The organism is Anabaena sp. UHCC 0451, from assembly GCF_034931405.1.
Classification (GTDB): Bacteria; Cyanobacteriota; Cyanobacteriia; order Cyanobacteriales; family Nostocaceae; genus RDYJ01.
Genome location: NZ_JAYGHA010000030.1, coordinates 11,739 through 29,730 on the forward strand (window position 1 = coordinate 11,739; position 17,992 = coordinate 29,730).

Annotated in this window: 16 protein-coding genes; 5 read left to right on the plus strand and 11 right to left on the minus strand. The window is 38.9% G+C overall.

The annotated features are described in order from the left end of the window. Positions 1-103: 103 nt before the first annotated feature. The 3 genes from VB694_RS19350 to VB694_RS19360 are packed head-to-tail and all read left to right on the plus strand — an operon-like array spanning position 104 to position 2,163. Positions 104-1,711, plus strand: coding sequence for a hypothetical protein (locus tag VB694_RS19350; RefSeq protein ID WP_323361962.1), 1,608 nt, complete (start codon positions 104-106; stop codon positions 1,709-1,711). Positions 1,712-1,720: 9 nt separating this feature from the next. After that, positions 1,721-1,942: a type II toxin-antitoxin system HicA family toxin gene (locus VB694_RS19355; RefSeq protein WP_323361963.1), complete on the plus strand. Its 222-nt coding sequence runs from the start codon at positions 1,721-1,723 to the stop codon at positions 1,940-1,942. Beyond that, on the plus strand, positions 1,942-2,163 hold the full coding sequence (locus VB694_RS19360; RefSeq protein WP_323361964.1) for a type II toxin-antitoxin system HicB family antitoxin: 222 nt from the start codon (positions 1,942-1,944) through the stop codon (positions 2,161-2,163). The genes VB694_RS19355 and VB694_RS19360 overlap by 1 nt, the downstream gene beginning before the upstream one ends. A gap of 347 nt (positions 2,164-2,510) precedes the next feature. Here the strand turns inward: VB694_RS19360 and gshB are convergent, their stop codons facing one another. The 3 genes from gshB to hflX all read right to left on the minus strand — a co-directional run bounded on the left by gshB (position 2,511) and on the right by hflX (position 5,579). Further along, positions 2,511-3,476, minus strand: a complete 966-nt coding sequence (gshB, locus tag VB694_RS19365) for a glutathione synthase (protein ID WP_323361965.1) — start codon at positions 3,474-3,476, stop codon at positions 2,511-2,513. 143 nt (positions 3,477-3,619) lie between these two features. Then, positions 3,620-3,889 carry a glutaredoxin 3 gene (gene grxC / locus VB694_RS19370; protein ID WP_323361966.1) on the minus strand — a complete coding sequence of 90 codons (270 nt, stop codon included), beginning with the start codon at positions 3,887-3,889 and terminating at the stop codon, positions 3,620-3,622. Between the two features lie 145 nt (positions 3,890-4,034). Next, a complete protein-coding gene (gene hflX / locus VB694_RS19375) occupies positions 4,035-5,579 on the minus strand; it encodes a GTPase HflX (protein ID WP_323361967.1) in 1,545 nt (514 codons plus the stop codon). 62 nt (positions 5,580-5,641) lie between these two features. Here hflX and VB694_RS19380 point away from each other — a divergent pair, with 62 nt between their 5' ends. After that, positions 5,642-5,764: a hypothetical protein gene (locus VB694_RS19380; RefSeq protein ID WP_323361968.1), complete on the plus strand. Its 123-nt coding sequence runs from the start codon at positions 5,642-5,644 to the stop codon at positions 5,762-5,764. A 103-nt stretch (positions 5,765-5,867) separates the two neighbouring features. On the opposite strand, the gene VB694_RS19385 is transcribed toward VB694_RS19380, so the two are convergent. The 6 genes from VB694_RS19385 to VB694_RS19410 form a co-directional block, all read right to left on the minus strand. Next, positions 5,868-6,467 carry a hypothetical protein gene (locus tag VB694_RS19385; protein WP_323361969.1) on the minus strand — a complete coding sequence of 200 codons (600 nt, stop codon included), beginning with the start codon at positions 6,465-6,467 and terminating at the stop codon, positions 5,868-5,870. Next, positions 6,464-7,789, minus strand: a complete 1,326-nt coding sequence (locus VB694_RS19390; protein WP_323361970.1) for an ATP-binding protein — start codon at positions 7,787-7,789, stop codon at positions 6,464-6,466. The genes VB694_RS19385 and VB694_RS19390 overlap by 4 nt, the downstream gene beginning before the upstream one ends. Positions 7,790-8,019: 230 nt before the next feature. Next, positions 8,020-9,696, minus strand: coding sequence for a tetratricopeptide repeat protein (locus tag VB694_RS19395; protein WP_323361971.1), 1,677 nt, complete (start codon positions 9,694-9,696; stop codon positions 8,020-8,022). Between the two features lie 707 nt (positions 9,697-10,403). After that, complete coding sequence (locus VB694_RS19400) at positions 10,404-10,898, minus strand: FHA domain-containing protein (RefSeq protein ID WP_323361972.1); 495 nt, start codon at positions 10,896-10,898, stop codon at positions 10,404-10,406. A gap of 219 nt (positions 10,899-11,117) precedes the next feature. After that, positions 11,118-13,547: a heavy metal translocating P-type ATPase gene (locus tag VB694_RS19405; protein WP_323361973.1), complete on the minus strand. Its 2,430-nt coding sequence runs from the start codon at positions 13,545-13,547 to the stop codon at positions 11,118-11,120. A 170-nt stretch (positions 13,548-13,717) separates the two neighbouring features. Continuing rightward, a complete protein-coding gene (locus tag VB694_RS19410) occupies positions 13,718-14,872 on the minus strand; it encodes an acyltransferase family protein (protein WP_323361974.1) in 1,155 nt (384 codons plus the stop codon). A 131-nt stretch (positions 14,873-15,003) separates the two neighbouring features. Between VB694_RS19410 and VB694_RS19415 the strand changes: the two genes are divergently transcribed. After that, positions 15,004-15,276, plus strand: a complete 273-nt coding sequence (locus tag VB694_RS19415) for a hypothetical protein (protein WP_323361975.1) — start codon at positions 15,004-15,006, stop codon at positions 15,274-15,276. Positions 15,277-15,537: 261 nt separating this feature from the next. On the opposite strand, the gene VB694_RS19420 is transcribed toward VB694_RS19415, so the two are convergent. Further along, on the minus strand, positions 15,538-15,813 hold the full coding sequence (locus tag VB694_RS19420) for a hypothetical protein (RefSeq protein ID WP_323361976.1): 276 nt from the start codon (positions 15,811-15,813) through the stop codon (positions 15,538-15,540). Between the two features lie 414 nt (positions 15,814-16,227). Beyond that, the gene (locus VB694_RS19425) at positions 16,228-17,802 is read right to left on the minus strand and encodes a type II CAAX endopeptidase family protein (protein ID WP_323361977.1); all 1,575 of its coding nucleotides are present in this window, start codon (positions 17,800-17,802) and stop codon (positions 16,228-16,230) included. Between the last annotated feature and the right edge of the window lie 190 nt (positions 17,803-17,992).

Sequence of the window (17,992 nt, forward strand, 5' to 3'; positions counted from 1 at the left end):
AGGTAATACCTAAATTTCTGGCAATTTGCTATTATTAAAAATAACTAGTTACAATGTACTTTATATGTTCTAGTATTACGCTGTTCTTTAGGAAAATCAAGATATGCAAGACAGAGATTTAGGACCATTAGGAGAAAATAAATTTGAAGGATTGTGTCTTGAGGTTGGAGGATTGACAGTTCATAAATCCCAATCTCAAATGGATAGAACAGGATGGGATTTCTTTATAGAATTTCCGTGGAAGCAGGATAATCTTTCTCCTCAAGATATATTTCCAGCACCATTAGAGTGCAAAATTCAAGTGAAATCAACGGATAAGCAAAGGAAACGAGAATCAATCACTCTATCTAATTTACATAGACTTATTAAGGCAAAAATACCAACTTTTTATTGCTTTATTGAATTTGATGGAAAACCTGAACCGCAAGCTATCTATTTAGTTCATGTCGGAAAGGAGATAATTGAGAAAACTTTAAAGAGAATTAGAGAGCTAGAAAATGAAGGGAAGGGGGATCAGCTAAATAAGAAACACCTTTATATAAGTTATGGAGATGCTGATCGTTTGGCAGATATAACTGGAAAAAGTTTGAAAAGTGAAATTGAGAAACATATTCCAGAGGGTATGGAAAAGTATATTGAGAATAAAAATCAGCTATTAAAAACTCTCGGATTTGAAGATGGTAGATATCAGTTCAATTTCACTTTAGCTAGTGATGATCCTATTAGAGATATTTTAGATTTGTCTTTAGGAATTCGCAAAGAACTTGATCTAGGTAACTCAACTATCCATGATAAAAGATTTGGAATTTTGTCTAAAACTCCTTACATAGAGCGAAATGGAGGAATTTTATCCCTTCAAAGCGAACCACTAGAAGCAGAATTAAAATTCAAAGAGTATCAATTCTCTCCGGGCATATCTTTTCCTGCGAAATTATATATCTCTCCCTTTAATGAATTCATTCCAAAAGAACGTATAAAACTTAGAGTAGAATCTAGGTTTTTTGAATTTATTATTGAATCAAATCAAAACATAAATTTTTCGATTCGCTCTTACGCCGAAGGTAGTTCCCTGAAGGAATTAAAAAACTTTCTTCAGGTTATGACTATACTTGAAAAATCATCCAGTCCCATTATAGTAGAAATGAAGTCTGAGATTTCAAGTTCATACCCTACTTTGAGTTTTAGTTTAGAAGATTTGCCTCAGTCGTTATTTGATCCAAGCATTTTTAATGACCCAGCATATAACTGGAGTAGAGTTCATGAGCTTGCAGAAATGGCTATAGAAATATGCAGAAAAATGGATATTCCAGAGAATGAAGTGCTGATCAATATTGAAGAATTGATAAGAAGTTTTAGGAAATCTGATAATATCCAATTACTCTATCAAGCACTATCTGGAAATGTTGAATCAGTAAATCTTCTCTTTTCAGTTGAACCACCAGGGTATCAACATGGTGCTAAGGCGGCAATTATTTTTTTTGTAACTCTCTATATTGGAAATTATATTATTGGTTGTTGTTTAGCACTTGTTGGCTCTCTATCTATACTGGGTGAACAACCTAGTTTGGCTGGTGAGAAGTCTCTTATAGGACGACAGTTTATAGGCACAGATGAAACTATTCTCACCCAAGAATTAGTTGATATGGGTTTGAATGAATTAGTAGAAGAGTTACAAAATGAAGAACTAGCATTTATTCATATAAAGAAGTAGAAAAAATCAATGCCCAGAAAAATTTGGGAGCTAAAAGCCGAGATAGCACGTAAAGGGTTTGTGTATCTACCAAAGCGTGGGAAAGGCAGTCATGAGAGATGGAAACATCCTTTACTGAGGAAAACATTAACAATTCCAGGTAAAGATGGAGATGATGTTCCACCATACCTAGAAAAGCAATTAGCAAAGTTATTAACTGAACTGGAAGAATTAGGAGAGGAGCAAAATTAATGAGTCAATACAGTATGATTATTCAATGGTCAAAGGAAGACCAACTTTTCCTAGTTACAATTCCCGAATTTAGCCATCTTGTGATCATGCCTTGTACTCACGGAAAAACTCGTGACGAAGCAATTAAAAATGGGGAAGAAGTAATTGAAATGTACCTAGAAGCTTGGGAAGCAGAAGGTGAATCAATCCCTGAACCTAACACATTGCAAATTGCATCTTAAGTAAAATCTTTGTGATTACGAGTAACAACTGTAGCGCCAATAGATAAAGCGATCGCCCCAATCCTCATATCTTTTTGTAGACGATTTTTTCGTAGGGGTGGATTATCTTTTAATAATTGTTTGAGACAATGATCCGCTTCTTCTGGTGTAAAGGGGCGAGTATGAATTTAGACTTTTCAAACACCCTCTTAGATAAAAAGGAATGAGAAAGCTTATGCAAATTCTACAAACTAAACGAAGATTTAGCTTGGTTAGAGTCATGGCTAAACTTCCTCATACCTCACTGCAATTGCTATGACTTTTTTAGTTATCCAATTTCACCCAATCAAAATAACTTTTCCTGTCACCTACTGTAGCTTCTTTTCTAGCCATTGAATCACTTGATGAGCAAGGTGAGTACCATCTAGGCGATCAATTTCCCGGATTCCCGTCGGACTGGTGACATTGACTTCTGTGAGGTAGCCACCAATCACGTCAATACCGACAAAAATCAAGCCATCCTGACGCAGTTTATCGGCTAATAAAGCGCAAATTTCCTGCTCTCTGGGGGTAATCTCCGTTTTCGCAACTGTACCGCCTGTAGCCATATTATTACGAAAATCACTGCCACTAGAAAGGCGATTGAGCGCCCCAATGGGTTCGCCATTGAGCAAAATAATCCGCTTATCTCCCTCTTTTGCAGCTGGTAAATAGTTTTGTACCATCACGGGTACTCGACCTTGGAGGGTGCTTAGTTCGACTATAGAGTTAAAATTGCGATCGCCTGATTGCAAAAATAAAATCCCCTCCCCAGCTTTGTTACCCAATGGTTTAAGAACTGTTGCACCCTTAGCTTCCACAAATTCACGGATAACTTGTTTATCAGCACTAACAATTGTTTCCGGGATGGCTTGGGTAAATTGCAGGGCATACATTTTTTCATTTGCCCCTCTAATTCCACTAGGATTGTTAATCACCAGGGTTTTATTCTGGTCAATGTAATCCAAAATGTAGGTAGCATAGAGGTAGGAATCGTTAACTGGTGGATCTGTCCGCATAAAAACAGCATCCATTGATTCCAAAGCAGTTAAGACGCTAGAACCTAACTTATACCAAGGATTTGCCGCTACCCAACTTCCCTTCACCAACTCCACTGGGACAAGTTCTATCTGCTGTAGCACAGCCCAAGCTTTGCTATTCACAACATTCAGTAGATTGGCCTGAGTTATCCAAACCTCATGACCAAGAATTTGCGCTGCTTCTATAAGCGCCACACTTGTATCATGGCATGGGTCAAGCTGATGGATGGGATCAATAATAAAGGCCAGTTTCACCCTTTCTACCTCAATCAAGAATTTAGTTGTTAGTTTTGAACAGCATGAACACAGTTTCTGTCATTTGTAGTCGGTGGTTTAGCACCAGTGGGGCAATTACAAGAGGAGAGGGTACTCTTAACAGGAACTCTATGGAGCTTTAGCTAAACTTTATTACCAGCAAGAAGTTCATCCAGGTTGCCTTTCCGGTCTAAAGCGTAAATATCATCACAACCACCAATGTGATCATCATTGATAAAAATTTGGGGTACAGAACGTCTGCCATTTGCTCTTTGGGCCATTTTATTTCTTGCTACTTCGTCTCCATCAATACTGTATTCTAAAAAGTCAACACCTTTGTTTAACAGTAGGGTTTTGGCACGGATACAAAATGGGCAGGTACTCCAAGTGTAAATTTCTACTTTTGCAGTCATAACATCCTCAATTTGAGCAAATACTTTTCAATTTTAGACCTTTGCTACTGAAAATTATAAAAGGTAGCTTCTCTCCCATTTTTGGACAAAACGGTTGAAAGCTACCCTGTTTAGCTGTTACTGCCTCGTTTTCGGTGTGGGAATATCAATCACAGTCTACGGCATATTGAATCAAATGAGACAAACGCTGCCGGAGAGTCTCTAAGCCTAAACGCTGACTAGCTGATATAAACACAGCTAGAGGGAATTCTTCTCGCGCTAAAGCTAAAGCTTCGCTATCGACTTGATCAATTTTGTTAAATACAACTAACGCAGGACCGGGAGTGATAGGCATTTGCGCGAGAATATCTCGAACTGAACGAATGTGATTTAACCAGGCAGGATGAGACAAGTCTACTAAATGCAGTAGGGCATCTGCTTCGGTGACTTCCTCCAAAGTGGCACGAAAAGCATCCATTAAGGAGGCTGGTAATTCATGAATGAACCCTACCGTATCTGTAAGTAAGGTTTCCTGTAGTTCGTTTGTATCCGCATGAGGAATAATCAGACGGCGTGTAGTAGGGTCAAGGGTAGCAAAAAGTTGGTCGGCTGTGTAAACTTCGGAGTTAGTGAGAGCGTTAAGCAAGGTAGACTTGCCAGCGTTGGTATAACCCACTAAAGCGACTGAAGGAACTTCTCGATGTTGTCGTCGTTGACGCAAACGACAACGATGAGCTTGCAACTGGTTAACTTCTTGTTGCAGTCGGGAAATGCGCCTTTGAATAGCCCGACGTTCTGTTTCTAGTTTGGTTTCACCAGGTCCACGTGTACCTATACCACCCCCTAGTCGGGACATGGATTTACCTCGTCCGGTGAGTCGTGGCAGTAGATATTCTAACTGCGCTAGTTCGACTTGTAATTTACCAGCACCAGATTGAGCGCGTTGGGCAAAGATATCCAAGATCACTTCTGTACGGTCAACAACTCTGACACCAATTTGCGCTTCTAGGTTGCGGACTTGGGCTGGTGAAAGGTCGCGGTCAAATACTACAAGATTAGCTCCCAAAGTTTGGGCGGTGAGGGCGACTTCTTGGACTTTACCTTCACCAATTACGGTTTGGGGATGGATACGCGATCGCTTTTGTTGTAGTGTTTGTAAGACATCTCCTCCAGCCGTATCGACTAACATTGCTAATTCGGTGATGGTGTCTTGGAATTGTTGGAGACTCATCCCATCGGTGAGCATCCCCACTATTACCACCCGATCATGGTCAGCATCTACTTCCTGAGCGATATATTCCCGCCGGAATTCTGCTTCTAGACTTTCCACTAAGTCCAGAAAATCCTGGTCAGCGATCGCATCCAAACTCATAGGCGGCGACACGCTGGAATATAAAGCTGAGTCTGAGGTACTAATTCCTGATGACTGAGTTAAAACTAACTGTTTGCTGTTAGATGCCAAATGCGCTAAATAGGCTTCTTTGACATACCCAGTTGCACCACCACCCCGGCGGGTAAATCCTGTGCCGGTAATATTCAGAACTACCAAAGCATCTAACCGCTGTAGCGCCATTGCTGTCAATGCCGCTTCATTTGGTGGTTCGGTCTTGAGATGGGTTGCTATACAGCGAATACCACTCAGACGGTCTGCACCGTAACGGGGTAGTTCTAATGGTGGAATTTGGGTTTGACGCGGAGTGCCTACCCCCACCCGGATCACTTGTCCGCGACGGTTGAGGTAGGCACATACAGGTTGATTTAATTCCGTGCTAATTGCTGCCAGACGTTGGGCGAACTCCGGTGTTGTTATGCGATCGCCCGATATACGCTGGTGGTACAGCCGCTGTAGTTGCTTTAGCTGGCTGGACTTTAAACCTTGGAGATTTCCGAAGATAGTCTCTATAGGCGTTTATGACCAGTTAACTGGCCCCCCCAATTATTCTATATTTTTATTTTAACCTATGCTATCGCAATACTTAGCACTTAATTAAGTAAAGGGTCAGGAGAAAAGAGAAATTTGTGACTTTGACCCCAAACTACTGACTGATTCCTCCATGTCTAAATCTGGGACTGTTGTTAAATTCAATACATTTGATGATTTCCAATCAAAAAAATCCTGGGCGCGATGGATAAAATAATCAATTAAAAAGGGTCGCCCCACAAAAACAAAAGTAATGGGAATATTATCTCTAAAACTTTCTCGCAGTTTATTTAAGTGGTCTAAAATTGACGGAACACCGCATAAATCATGAGCATGGGTTTCTGTAACTTCGCCAAACTTGTCCTTTTCATACTTATAGAGCGAATATTCTAACCCTTTAATAAATAAGATATCAAACTGCTTATTTATATAGAGGTTTAAAACTCGATCATATAAAGTATTAACTGGCTCAACTAAACGCAAAATATCCAGTTTTTTATCTGGTAGATCATGGATAATCCGAGAAAACACTTTCTCCGCTTCTAGAGATGTACATTCCACAAACAACAAACCAAACTCATTTTTATTTTTGCGTTTTAGGGCGTTTATCAAAGTTTGATATTCTTCGTATCCTTCAGGGGGTACGTCTTGATCCCAGTCACTAAAATCTAAATTCATGGAAGATTTTCTACAGCTTCTTTAAATTCCTGAATACCTTGAATCAGTGGGTGAATATCATACCAACGCTGCATCTCCCCTTCCTCATCCAAATAGCGGTATTCTAACAGGCAGCGATTAAACATCAAATTGCGGTACTGATCATCGTTGATGATACGCTTAGAATGGGAGACTTCTGCCAGCAATGTCCATTGATGGTTTTCTACAGCGCGGCGGTAGGTATCTCTAGCTTGAGTAATGGCGCGTCGAACTGCTCTTTCGGAAATTGGTAAATCTTGAGTGCGTCCAATAGCATCCTGAGTCAACAATAGCAGATTTCTGACGTGACCTCCACTCATTAAACAAAGTCGTTCTAGGGTTTCTGCACTGTCAAATATCGCTGTTTCTAGAGGTTTATCAGGCGCAAACTGCTTAATTCGCCGGGAAATCACCTCTTTGACTTTTTTGATTCCAGGTTGATAAATTTCGCCTGTGGGAGTGCGAACCATCACCATTGGTAAAATTTGGGGATCACCATATATATCTCGCAGGTCTGTAGCCCTGGTAGAATAGACCATAGCAATGGGTACAGTGTAAATTAAATGGCAATCTAAAGCTTTAAGTTGTTCACAGCGGTCTAAAAAAACCTCTTCATAATTGGTGCGATCGCCATCTTTGACCAGCACCATTCTGTCCAGGTTATCAACAATTACCGCTAGTTGATTACAGTTGGCAGGTAGGCGCTTTTTTACATCAGCAATAAACTCATTTAAAACCTTAATTAAAGTCACTGTATGGGGATTGACTTTTTCTCTGATTTGTTGGCGTAATTCAGGAACAGCCCTTAAATTTGCTGTCAATTTGGCAAACTGAGAAATTTGCATTTCTACGTTCATGTCTTCGATTTGAATTTCAGTTAATGCCAAATCTTTCAAATCTTGCCAACGATCTTTGAGCCAATTTATCACTGGTTGAGGATTACCCATTGTTCGCAAATCTTTTAGTAACCTCCGAGTACAAGCCAAAAGAATATCTGTATATTGAGCATCTTCTGAATCAATATCTTCTTCATCCGCTGCAAAATAAACTACATAACATTGTCTGGCTTCCAAATATTCTTTGAGTCTGAGTAATTCTGTAGATTTACCTGCACCTCTATGTCCAGAATATAACTGACAAGTATTTTGATTTGCTAACTGAATCCGATTTCCTAACTCTTCTAAAATATCTGCGTCTCCCCGCACGTCTTGACAGTCTACATAGTTAGGATCTCCTGCGGGTAAGGGTTGGAATGGGTTAAAAGCATTGTAGAGGTTTTTGAGTAATTCAGTATTGTTGGACATAGGTAAACAACTTGGTTTATTCGGTGCTAATGATGCTAGAAATTTAGTGAAAATAAGCAATAGAAAATAGGCAATATAATTTTAATCTAATAAGTTCCAAATGTCAGATGCTCAAGATTTTAATAGTGAAAAATTTGGCAAAAAGGTATAGACAGATAGGATTAAAAAATGTTATGTTCTGCGGGCAAATTTATTCTTACAATCACTTTAGAAAATGATTTTAAAAACTATTATTTTATGTAGTTGCGTATTAAAGCTTGAAAACGTGTATCTTCCTGGATATAATAAAAATCTGGATCAGCTTTTGCCATTTTTGCAAACTCTTCCGGTTGAAGATTAATGGCTTGTTCTAAATTTTCCAGCGCCTGCTCAATATTGCCCTGAATGGCATAACAACAAGCTTTGTTATACCAAGCATATTTATCATCAGGTTTTAATTTTAATGCTTGCTCGTAAGATAGAAGAGCTTCTTCTGTGCGCCCTAAATCATCAAGTGCATTACCTCGATTGTTCCAAGCATAGTGATCATCAGGTCTAATTTTCAAAGCTTGATCATAAGATAAAATAGCTTCTTCATTTCGTCCTAACTTTCGTAGGGCAATGCCTCTATTGTACCAAGCATATTGGTCATCAGGTTTAATTTTCAGAGCTTGATCATAAGATAAAATCGCTTCTTCATACCTGCCTAAATTTCGCAGCGCGATACCTCTATTGTTCCAAGTATAGCCGTCATCCAGTTTAAATTTAAGTGATTGATCATAAGAACAAATTGCTTCTTCATTGCGGTTTAAATTCCGTAAGGCATTGCCCCGATTGTACCAAAAGTAGGGGTCATCAGATTTAATTTTCAGAGCTTGTTCATAAGATAAAATTGCTTCTTCGTTGTCTCCTAAATCCCGTAGTGCATTACCCCGGTTGTACCAAAAGTAGGGATCATCATATTTAAATTTCAGAGCTTGGTTGTAAGATGCAATTGCTGCTTCATTGTTTCCTAAATTCTTGAGTGCATTACCCCGATTGTACCAAGCAGAATAATCATCAGGTTTCAATTTTAAGGCTTGGTTGTAAGATAAAATTGCTTCTTCATTATTTCCTAAATTCAGGAGTGCGTGGCCTCGGTTGTACCAAGCATAATGATCATCAGGTTTCAATTTTAATTCTTGTTCATAGAATGTAATAGCAGTTTCATATTCATTAGCAGAATAAAGTAGATTTCCCAATTCAAATAGCAAACTAGCTTTATTACTATCAGTTTGATGTTTTTCGGTTAGCAGTTCTTGAATTTCTAAGACTTTTTCAATTTTTTCTTCAGAAGTCAGTTGTAGATATTTTTCATAATCTCCTTCTAGTAGTAGACGACGAGACTCTTCTTCAACTAATTCTGGTGTAGTTGGTAATTCATATACTCCAGAGCGCCAATCAAAAAAATCAGGAGCGCGATGGATTAAATAGTTAAGTGAAAATGAACGCAATAAAAATACAAAGCAAAATGGAAAATCATCCCTAAATCTTTCTCGTTGTTGGTTGAGATGATTTAGGATTGGTGGTACTTTTGTTAAATTGATAAACTGACCTTCTGTTATTTCACCAAAGTTTCTTTTTTCATATTTATACAGGGAATATTCCAGACCTTTAATTAATAAAATATCAATTGTTTTTTCCTGAATGTAATTAGCTACTTGCTGATATAACTTTTCCACTGGTTCTATTAAACTTAATACAGCAATTTTTTTATGCTGAATATCCTGGGGAATCTTCTGAATAAAACGATCTGATTCCACAGGAGTGCATTGTACAAAATATAAACCAAATCCTAATTTTCTTTCCAGGGCGCAGACTAAATCTTGATATATTTCTTCGGGTTCTGGGGGTAAATCATCGTCCCAGCTACTGTAATTGAGTGTCATATAGATTTCCTGGTAGATGCTTGCGGCAGAAATAAAAATCAGGCGAAAATTTGACAGTATTAATGTTTTTTATGATTTTCAACTCATCTTTAATAATTAAAATTTCGTTCATAATATTAGGTGAAAAGAACAATAAAAATTTAGACCGATTAGCTAATCAATCTCGACGAATCATTGATGACTCAAAATAGTATTATTGTTATTTCTATTATATTTTTTTCTTAACAGCATTGGTGTGAGTAGCATCACATCCAACTTTATGCAATCGTAAAAACTCCATCTATGGGAAACCTTCCAGATGACTCTGCCGCTACTGTTAATGAGAGTGACTAAATGCCTATATCTACCTGTGCTAAATAAAGATACATCGCAGGGTAAGCCGCTCTGCTATTAGCCGTTACTAGCCCCTTTAATTTATGAATTGCAACGAATTATGGTTATCTGTAATACGATATTAAAACATTAAAACCTACCCAATCTAAGTGGGAAGGAAATCATGGGGTAAGTATTCAGCTATGGCAATCGTTCATCCTCAGATCCCCGACTTCTAAAATCAATTTATCATTTATGGACACAATAAACAAAAGAAGTCGGGGATCTTATCGCCGTACGGCGTAAATCAACCAACCATTCTCAATCGCTAAAAAGCTGACGACCTAATATTTTTGACTTTTGAATGCATGACTTTTGACTTCCGCGAAGCGGTACTAGTCATCTTCTGTCATTCCAGGGTTGATTAATGTAATGTCATACTCACTAGCATCGGTTTGTCTTGAAGAATTAGTATTTTTCAGCAGGTAATAAATAGCGCGTACCTGGGGTCCAAACACAATTTCATCTTCATTTTTGAGGTCATGGGCTGGCAATTTGCGTCCATTAATCATTAAACCGTTGGCACTAGGCTTGCCTTTGGGATCACCATCGACAATGCGGTAATAATAGTTATGATGACTATTCTTGCGTGGCAGCCTGACTAATGTAGCATGGTGACGGGACACAAACTGGGATATCAAACGGATATTACAATTACGGTCTCTGCCAATAGAATAGACGGGATGTTCCAAAGGAAATTCTTTGCGGCCTTGGTCGTCTTCAATAATCAGGAGATGGTTTTCACTAAGTTCTGCGGCCATTGACAGATGGTTACTAGAATTTGTTGAAGTTTGATATAGAATAGGGTTTTGATTATGGCTTTTTACCATTGTACGAAGAATTTATTTATTTAATATTCAATTTAATAGTTTTTGAAACTATATATTATTGAATTGGACAAGTGTATATTTTCTACCATTGTAACTATATTCTACCTGATAGTAGTTAAGATTTAACTTTGAGTAAAATATCAATACCTAAGTATAGTTTAACTTAAGATGGAACTTACCGAAGTTTTTTCTTAAGAAACTATCTTGAGAGTGATAATTTTACCGTTGGTGGGCAAAGCGTCGTAATAAAATTGAGTTAGTGACAACACTCACAGAGCTAAAGGCCATAAGGGCTGCGGCGCTGGATGGGCTAAGAACAAAACCAAAGTTGGGTAATAAAACACCTGCGGCTAAGGGAATACCAATTGTATTATATGCAAAAGCCCAGAATAAATTTTGACGAATTTTTGTGAATGTGGCACGACTCAGTTGAATTGATTCGACAACATCAGTTAGAGAATCACGCATTAAGATAATTTCGGCTGTTTCCATAGCTACATCTGTTCCTGAATGTAAAGCAATGCCGACATCTGCTTGAGATAAAGCGGGAGCGTCATTAATGCCATCTCCTACCATGGCGACGATGGATTTGGAATTGGGTATGATTCCGCTGTCCCCAGTTTGCAGGGATTGAATGGCACTGGCTTTTTTGGCTGGAGGAATACCTGCCATGACATCGGTGCTATTTATGCCGAGTTGTTGGGCGATCGCACTTGCTGCTTCTAATCTATCACCACTCAGTAGGATTACGCGCAAACCCATCTGACGCAATTTGTCTACAGTTGCTTGTGCATCTGGTCTGAGAGTATCACTAACGGCAATTAATCCAGCTAAAGTATTATCAATGGCAACACTAATAACTGTTTTCCCCGCCGTTGCTAATCTTTGCGCTTGCTGTTGAGCAGTTTCACTGATAGTAATTCCGTGCCAGTTCAACCACTCCCAGTTACCTAGAAGTACGTTTTTACCTTCTACTACAGCAGATACACCCATTCCTGGCTCAGTATGAAAGTCTACTGCATGGGGAATTGATAAATTTTGTCGCTGGGCTGCTTGGTGAATTGCTTTAGCTAGGGGGTGATAAGTACCGCTTTCTACTGCTGCTGCTAGTTGGAGAAGTGACGATTCTTGTAAGTCTGTAAATAACAAACAATCTGTAACTGTGGGCTTACCTGTAGTCAGAGTGCCTGTTTTATCAAAGACTACGGTATTTAGCTGGTGGACTTTTTCTAAAACGTCACCACCTTTGATTAACAAACCTCTTTCTGCGCCCATGCCTGTACCGACAAGAATAGCTGTGGGGGTAGCTAGTCCTAAAGCACAGGGACAGGCAACCACCATCACTGCGATCGCTAATTTTAAACTAATTAAAAGCGCAGAATGTTGGATGTTGTTTCCGGGGTGATGTGCGGCATGACTCATCATTTCCATACCGCTGGAAATATTAATATCTGGCCAAATGTGAGTACCAAAAAAGTACCAAAACACAAATGTCAGCAAAGAAGCTGTTAACACCCCATAGGTAAAATAACCAGCAACCGTATCGGCTAATTTCTGAACAGGTGCTTTGCGAGTTTGGGCAGCTTCTACCAAAGCGACAATGTGTGCCAAAGTGGTATCATCACCTGTACGGGTAGCTTGCATTGCGATCGCACCTGATTGGTTAATCGTTCCCGCTGTCACCGTATCTCCTGGTTGCTTCATCACAGGGACAGATTCCCCAGTTAACATCGACTCATCGACGGTGGTTTGTCCAAACCGCACTTCACCATCAACGGGGATTTTATCGCCTGGTAGCACCTGTAACCATTCACCAACTCGCACCTGTTCGGCTGGAATTTCGGCAATATTTGCCCCGGCGATGAATTTCTCTGAATCTGGGTTAGCAATTAATCTAGCTGTTTGCGGCTGGAGTGCTAATAATTGCCGAAATGCCGATGCAGCGCGTCCTCTAGCTTGTTTTTCTAAGGTTCTTCCTAGCAGGATAAAGCCCAGCATCATCACTGGTTCATCAAAGAAACATTCCCAACCCATCTGGGGAAACAACAGCGCCACCAAACTAGCTGTATAAGCTGTCAGAGTTCCCAAACTAATCAAAGTATTCATATTCGGCGCACCCCGTCGCCATCCCAGCCAGCCATCTATAATGATGGGACGACCAGGAATCAGTAGCGCCACTGTTGCTAGTCCGCAGTGAAACCAGATGTTATTCAACCCGATTTGATTCAAAATGGGGAAAATGCTGTTACCAAAATGTCCAATTCCTGAAAACACCAATAACAACGCCGCAATAACTAATTGTCTCAATGCAGCTTGCATTTCCTCTTGCTGTCTGATTGCTGGATCAGATTTCTTTCCTGCTTGACTATTAGCTGTGCGGGTTTGGGTAGGAAATCCCGTTTCTGTTAATGCTTTTGCCAGCGCCTCCGCATCTACAGCACCAATTTCTGCTTCTACAACTGCCACTTCTGTAGCTAGGTTGACGCAGACATTTTTAACTTCTGGATACTGGGTTAGCTGTCTTTCTACTGCTTTCACGCACCCAGCGCATTTCATACCCCCGACATCTAAAATAATTTTTTCTAAGTTTGTATCTCTATTAGGGGGGGATGATTCTGAGGCAAACTGAGTTTCTGGGGCAAGTTGCATGGCAAGTTTTTAGATTCGCTACGAAAATTCAATGGCTGACAAAAGGCGGTTCTACTTTGAGCTTAGGCGAAATCTGGAACTATGAGCAACTGTGAATAATATTTAATGAAAATATTTAGGTTTGTAAACTATCGTCAACGACTCTAGCGCCTATAAGTGTGTTTTAAAAATCAAATCTTGAGAAACCAACGACGACGATACATAACATAAAGAATGAACCACCATAATACAATATTGGCGATCGCAAACAATAATGAACCATTCATATCACCAGCCCAAGAACTAAACCAGTATTTATAAATCCAATTTTTCGTAGATAGGGCATTTTCACCTGTACCTACAGTAGTTTTCATCAAAATTCTCCCGAACAAGCCAGAACCAACAAACAAAAAAATGGCATTTAAACCCATTACTTCTAAAGGAAAACCAATTTTTTTCAGGTTTCTGACTTCTACTAATTCATAACACAAAGCTAATACTAATAATGCCCAACCCGCAGTATAAACAACATAGGAACTTGTCCACAAAGATTTATTGATAGGAAATACAAACCCCCACAATATACCTATTACCAAACAAGCTAAACCGACAATTACTAAATTAATGCTAGTTCTAGTTTTTATTTGCTGTTTTTGTAACCATAAACCTGTAAAATAGCCAGCGAAAACTGTCACCACTGATGGTAGAGTGCTAAATAAACCCTCTGGATCAAAAGAACCTCCTTTATAAAGGTGTGGTTTAGTTAATAAAATGCTGTCAATATAAGCCCCTAAATTACCTTCGGCTGTTAAATTTCCTGCACCATAACCAGGTACAGGAATTAGTTGCATTGTTAACCAATAACCGATGAGTAAAATACCTGAAAATATCCACAAATTTCGTTGAGATAATTTGAGAACAGCAAAAGCAGCGATGACATAAGCTAAACCAATACGTTGCAATACTCCCATAATTCGCATTTTACTAAAATCTAAAGGTATTTCTTTAAATAGTAAATCCAGAAACATGGTAGATAAAGTTAACATCAAACCCAGCCCAAATAATATCAAACCTCGGCGAATAATACGCAGGTAAACCTGACGAGTAGGACGGTTTTCTGGTGTGTATTTAGCAAAGGAAAAAGGTATGGCTGCACCAACAATAAATAGGAAAAAAGGGAAAACTAAATCTGTGGGTGTACAACCATGCCATTCTGCGTGTTTTAATGGTGGATAGATGTAATCCCAACTACCAGGATTATTGACTAGAATCATAAAAGCGATCGCAATTCCCCGAAATACATCCAGGGATACAAGACGCTGAGATGGAGTATAATCTTTAAGCATTATTGACACTGGTTTATATATTGAACTAACTACCAAAAATTTGGATATGAAAGATGATACAGTTTTTTGGTAAATAAATTCAAATTATTAAATAAAAAACAAAATTGTGAATATCAAAACAATTCTTTTGAGTGGGTAAACCAGAATTAACAATTACTAAAGATGAAAAATCAGGTAATCTGCACTTGAATTGGCAAATTCAAGGTAAGCAAAAAATACAGTTATGGGTGTTACACACTCAAACAGGAAATGAATGGAAAACAAATATTTTACCCTTACAAACAACTTCCTATTTATTGATAAATAATGAAGTTGAAAATGTGGCTATTTCCGCAGTTAGTCGTTATGGTATTCAGGGAGAAAGTGTGGTGATGGAAGTGAAAGAAAATTTGATTAAAAAATAATTGTGCAATGTTATGTTTTGCGTAAGTCCTGTTTTCAAACAACCTCTAATCAAATACGCTATATATTACAGATATAAGTTGTATAGGCAGCATGAAAAGTATGCTTTTGTAGAAATAGTTAATTTCTAAACTAGACATAGTGGTAAAATAAGCTATTCCTATCAGGAATAATATTACCAAACTAATCTTTTTATATTTGAAGGTTGGCATATTCAAGTAATAGATATATAGAGAATTTATTTAATTATCTAATCATCAATTTTAGAACCAACCCTGCTTTTTTACAAAGTAGGTATTAACAAAATCTTCATGATTTTTGTTTAGGTAAATCATGCCTTCAATTAATCCCACAAGCTGCATAATTAGCAGGGTAAATCCATAAGTCAGAGAACCTCCAACTACAGAAATTACTAACATGATAAAACCTTCAGGCGCGTAACCAAGTATAAATTTATGTAGCCCAAATCCGCCAATAATGATGCCACAGTAACCAGCGAGAAGTTGTTTAGTAGGGTGAGATGGGTTGAGATTAGTCATTTTAAATTAAGCTCCTTGATGTATATTGAAGTATGAAATGAAAGATGAATGAATAGCTAAAGTCACCATAATTCCCGAAGTAAATGGGAAGTATGGGTATAAGAATATAAACCAACAAAGCCTGAACCTATCATGTTTGTAGATGACTGTTGGTAAAATAGCGAGCAAATTTCAGTGCAGCTGGTTGACAGATTGAGATGATGATTAACTCTAATAATCAGCCCAAACTGCCACACTGTAGTAGTATTTACAGGTTTATAGTGATTATGTCCGGACTTTTTTGAGTTCGCTGTATATGGTGAAACTAGATTGATTTTGTGAGGTAGTTATTGCAGATAAAAACAGATCGTAATCTGACCCTTCTATGCCGATATAATCAAATATTTTTGATTTTTTCATCCGTAATTGTCGGTTTTAATTATTGCTGCTACCCAAAAGAAATAAACTGAGTAGTGTACCACTGTTCCAAAGACTGTGGAGAAGCATAGGGGCGAGGAGATTGCGCGATCGCGTGTACACTATTCCTAACACTATGCCTAATGCTGTAAGTGGCAGAATTTCCGACAAACTCAGGTGAGCAGCAGCAAATAACAAGCTACTAACTAAAACTGAACCCCAAACGGGTAGATAACGAGTCAGGGAAGGTAACAAGAAGCCCCGAAATAGAAACTCTTCAAAAAATGGCGCTGCTATCCCAGCAGTAAAGAAAAATATTCCCAACGCTACGTTATCTTTACTTTCTAAGGCCAGTTGTAAAAGCGGGTTGCTACCGCCTTGTCCATTCCATAGCTTCTGATTAATTAACGATACTATCACTACTATGGGTAAAGCTGTGCAGTAACCACCTAGTCCCCATAAAAACCAGTTACTGAAAAAACGAAAGCGAAACCAATCTTCTGGGAGGGGAAAATAGCGCCTGATAGAAAAATACAGCACTGAAAACGCACCCAAGGCCACCAGCAAGTAACTGACTAAAACGGAAAAAGCCTGAACTCGCACATTATCTGAAGCACGAGAGATAGGGAGAATAGTTAATAATTCAGGTATAAATAATTGCCCCATCAAGAAAAATCCCAGCACAAATACCTGTAAAATTATTTCTACATTCCAAGGTGTTGACCAAGGCTTTTGGGCATTTTGAGCTAATATAGATTCCCTTCCCTTCAGAAATAACTGAATAACTAAAGCTACCAGCAATATCAGTCCAATAAACGCAGTTAAGCTGGGAATAGCAGCAATTAATGCTAATTTCCACACTGCATCAATAGCGGCTGCTTGTTGTGCAGTTTGAATATTTACTAGAACATCTTGACGTTGTTGGAGTTGGTATAGCTGAATTAAAGCTGTGGAGCGAAACCAACCTTCTAAATTTTCTTGAATCAGTGGTTGTGCATTTGGTAGTAACTGCGGAGGGTCGCTCCATAATCCAGTTAATACTTGAGCAACTTCTTTAAAATCTGTCTGGGAAGGTTTTTGTACTTGACTCCAAGTTTTCAGGGCGGTTGCTGTTTCCCCTTGCTGTACCTGTAAAATTCCCAAACGCAAGTCTAACTCATCCCGCAATTTTTGCAGTTTGTGGACTGACTTCTCTAACTGTTGCTGCTGTTCTTGAAGAGAGGTTTTAGTATCAAGGGGGTCGTTTGGTAGAGGTTTAGGTGGTGTGATTGCTGTAAGATCCTGAGCGCGAAGTTTTGCCAGTTTGTTTTCGGCTTTGTCCAAGTTAGTTTGGACAGACTCACGTGCTTGTTGATATTGCTTGGTGGCACTTTCTAGCGGTTTATCACCGACTATTGCTTCCCGAATAGCCAGAAAGCTCTCGTCGTTGCGATCTTCTGGTTGCCATGTTTGGGCTTGTAGGACAATATTGGTTTGGTAGAGTTCCAACCGACTTTGAAACTGTGGTTTTTGCCAACTCGCAAATAAAGACAAGCCGGACAACATTATTGATAACAGTGTCAACCCAATTAACAGCAACCGCTTAAGTGTCATTTATCCCCCTTTAACTTACCTATGAAGAGCGTCCGCCCCTTGGAAATTATAAGCTAGTTGGGGAGGTTGGGGGGGGGGATGATGATCACTTCTAGACATTTATTTCTTAGCGGTTAGAATCACCCCCGCATATCGCGGGGATGTGTTCTACAAAAGGCTGTTTACCTCAGCTTGCTGAGGAGTACAACAT

Excerpts from the sequence above, each read along its gene's own strand:
- VB694_RS19350 (WP_323361962.1), top strand. The coding sequence starts at position 104 with ATGCAAGACAGAGATTTAGGACCATTAGGAGAAAATAAATTTGAAGGA.
- VB694_RS19355 (WP_323361963.1), top strand. The coding sequence starts at position 1,721 with ATGCCCAGAAAAATTTGGGAGCTAAAAGCCGAGATAGCACGTAAAGGG.
- VB694_RS19360 (WP_323361964.1), top strand. The coding sequence starts at position 1,942 with ATGAGTCAATACAGTATGATTATTCAATGGTCAAAGGAAGACCAACTT.
- grxC (WP_323361966.1), bottom strand. The coding sequence starts at position 3,889 with ATGACTGCAAAAGTAGAAATTTACACTTGGAGTACCTGCCCATTTTGT.
- VB694_RS19385 (WP_323361969.1), bottom strand. The coding sequence starts at position 6,467 with ATGAATTTAGATTTTAGTGACTGGGATCAAGACGTACCCCCTGAAGGA.
- VB694_RS19390 (WP_323361970.1), bottom strand. The coding sequence starts at position 7,789 with ATGTCCAACAATACTGAATTACTCAAAAACCTCTACAATGCTTTTAAC.
- VB694_RS19395 (WP_323361971.1), bottom strand. The coding sequence starts at position 9,696 with ATGACACTCAATTACAGTAGCTGGGACGATGATTTACCCCCAGAACCC.
- VB694_RS19400 (WP_323361972.1), bottom strand. The coding sequence starts at position 10,898 with ATGGTAAAAAGCCATAATCAAAACCCTATTCTATATCAAACTTCAACA.
- VB694_RS19405 (WP_323361973.1), bottom strand. The coding sequence starts at position 13,547 with ATGCAACTTGCCCCAGAAACTCAGTTTGCCTCAGAATCATCCCCCCCT.
- VB694_RS19410 (WP_323361974.1), bottom strand. The coding sequence starts at position 14,872 with ATGCTTAAAGATTATACTCCATCTCAGCGTCTTGTATCCCTGGATGTA.
- VB694_RS19420 (WP_323361976.1), bottom strand. The coding sequence starts at position 15,813 with ATGACTAATCTCAACCCATCTCACCCTACTAAACAACTTCTCGCTGGT.
- VB694_RS19425 (WP_323361977.1), bottom strand. The coding sequence starts at position 17,802 with ATGACACTTAAGCGGTTGCTGTTAATTGGGTTGACACTGTTATCAATA.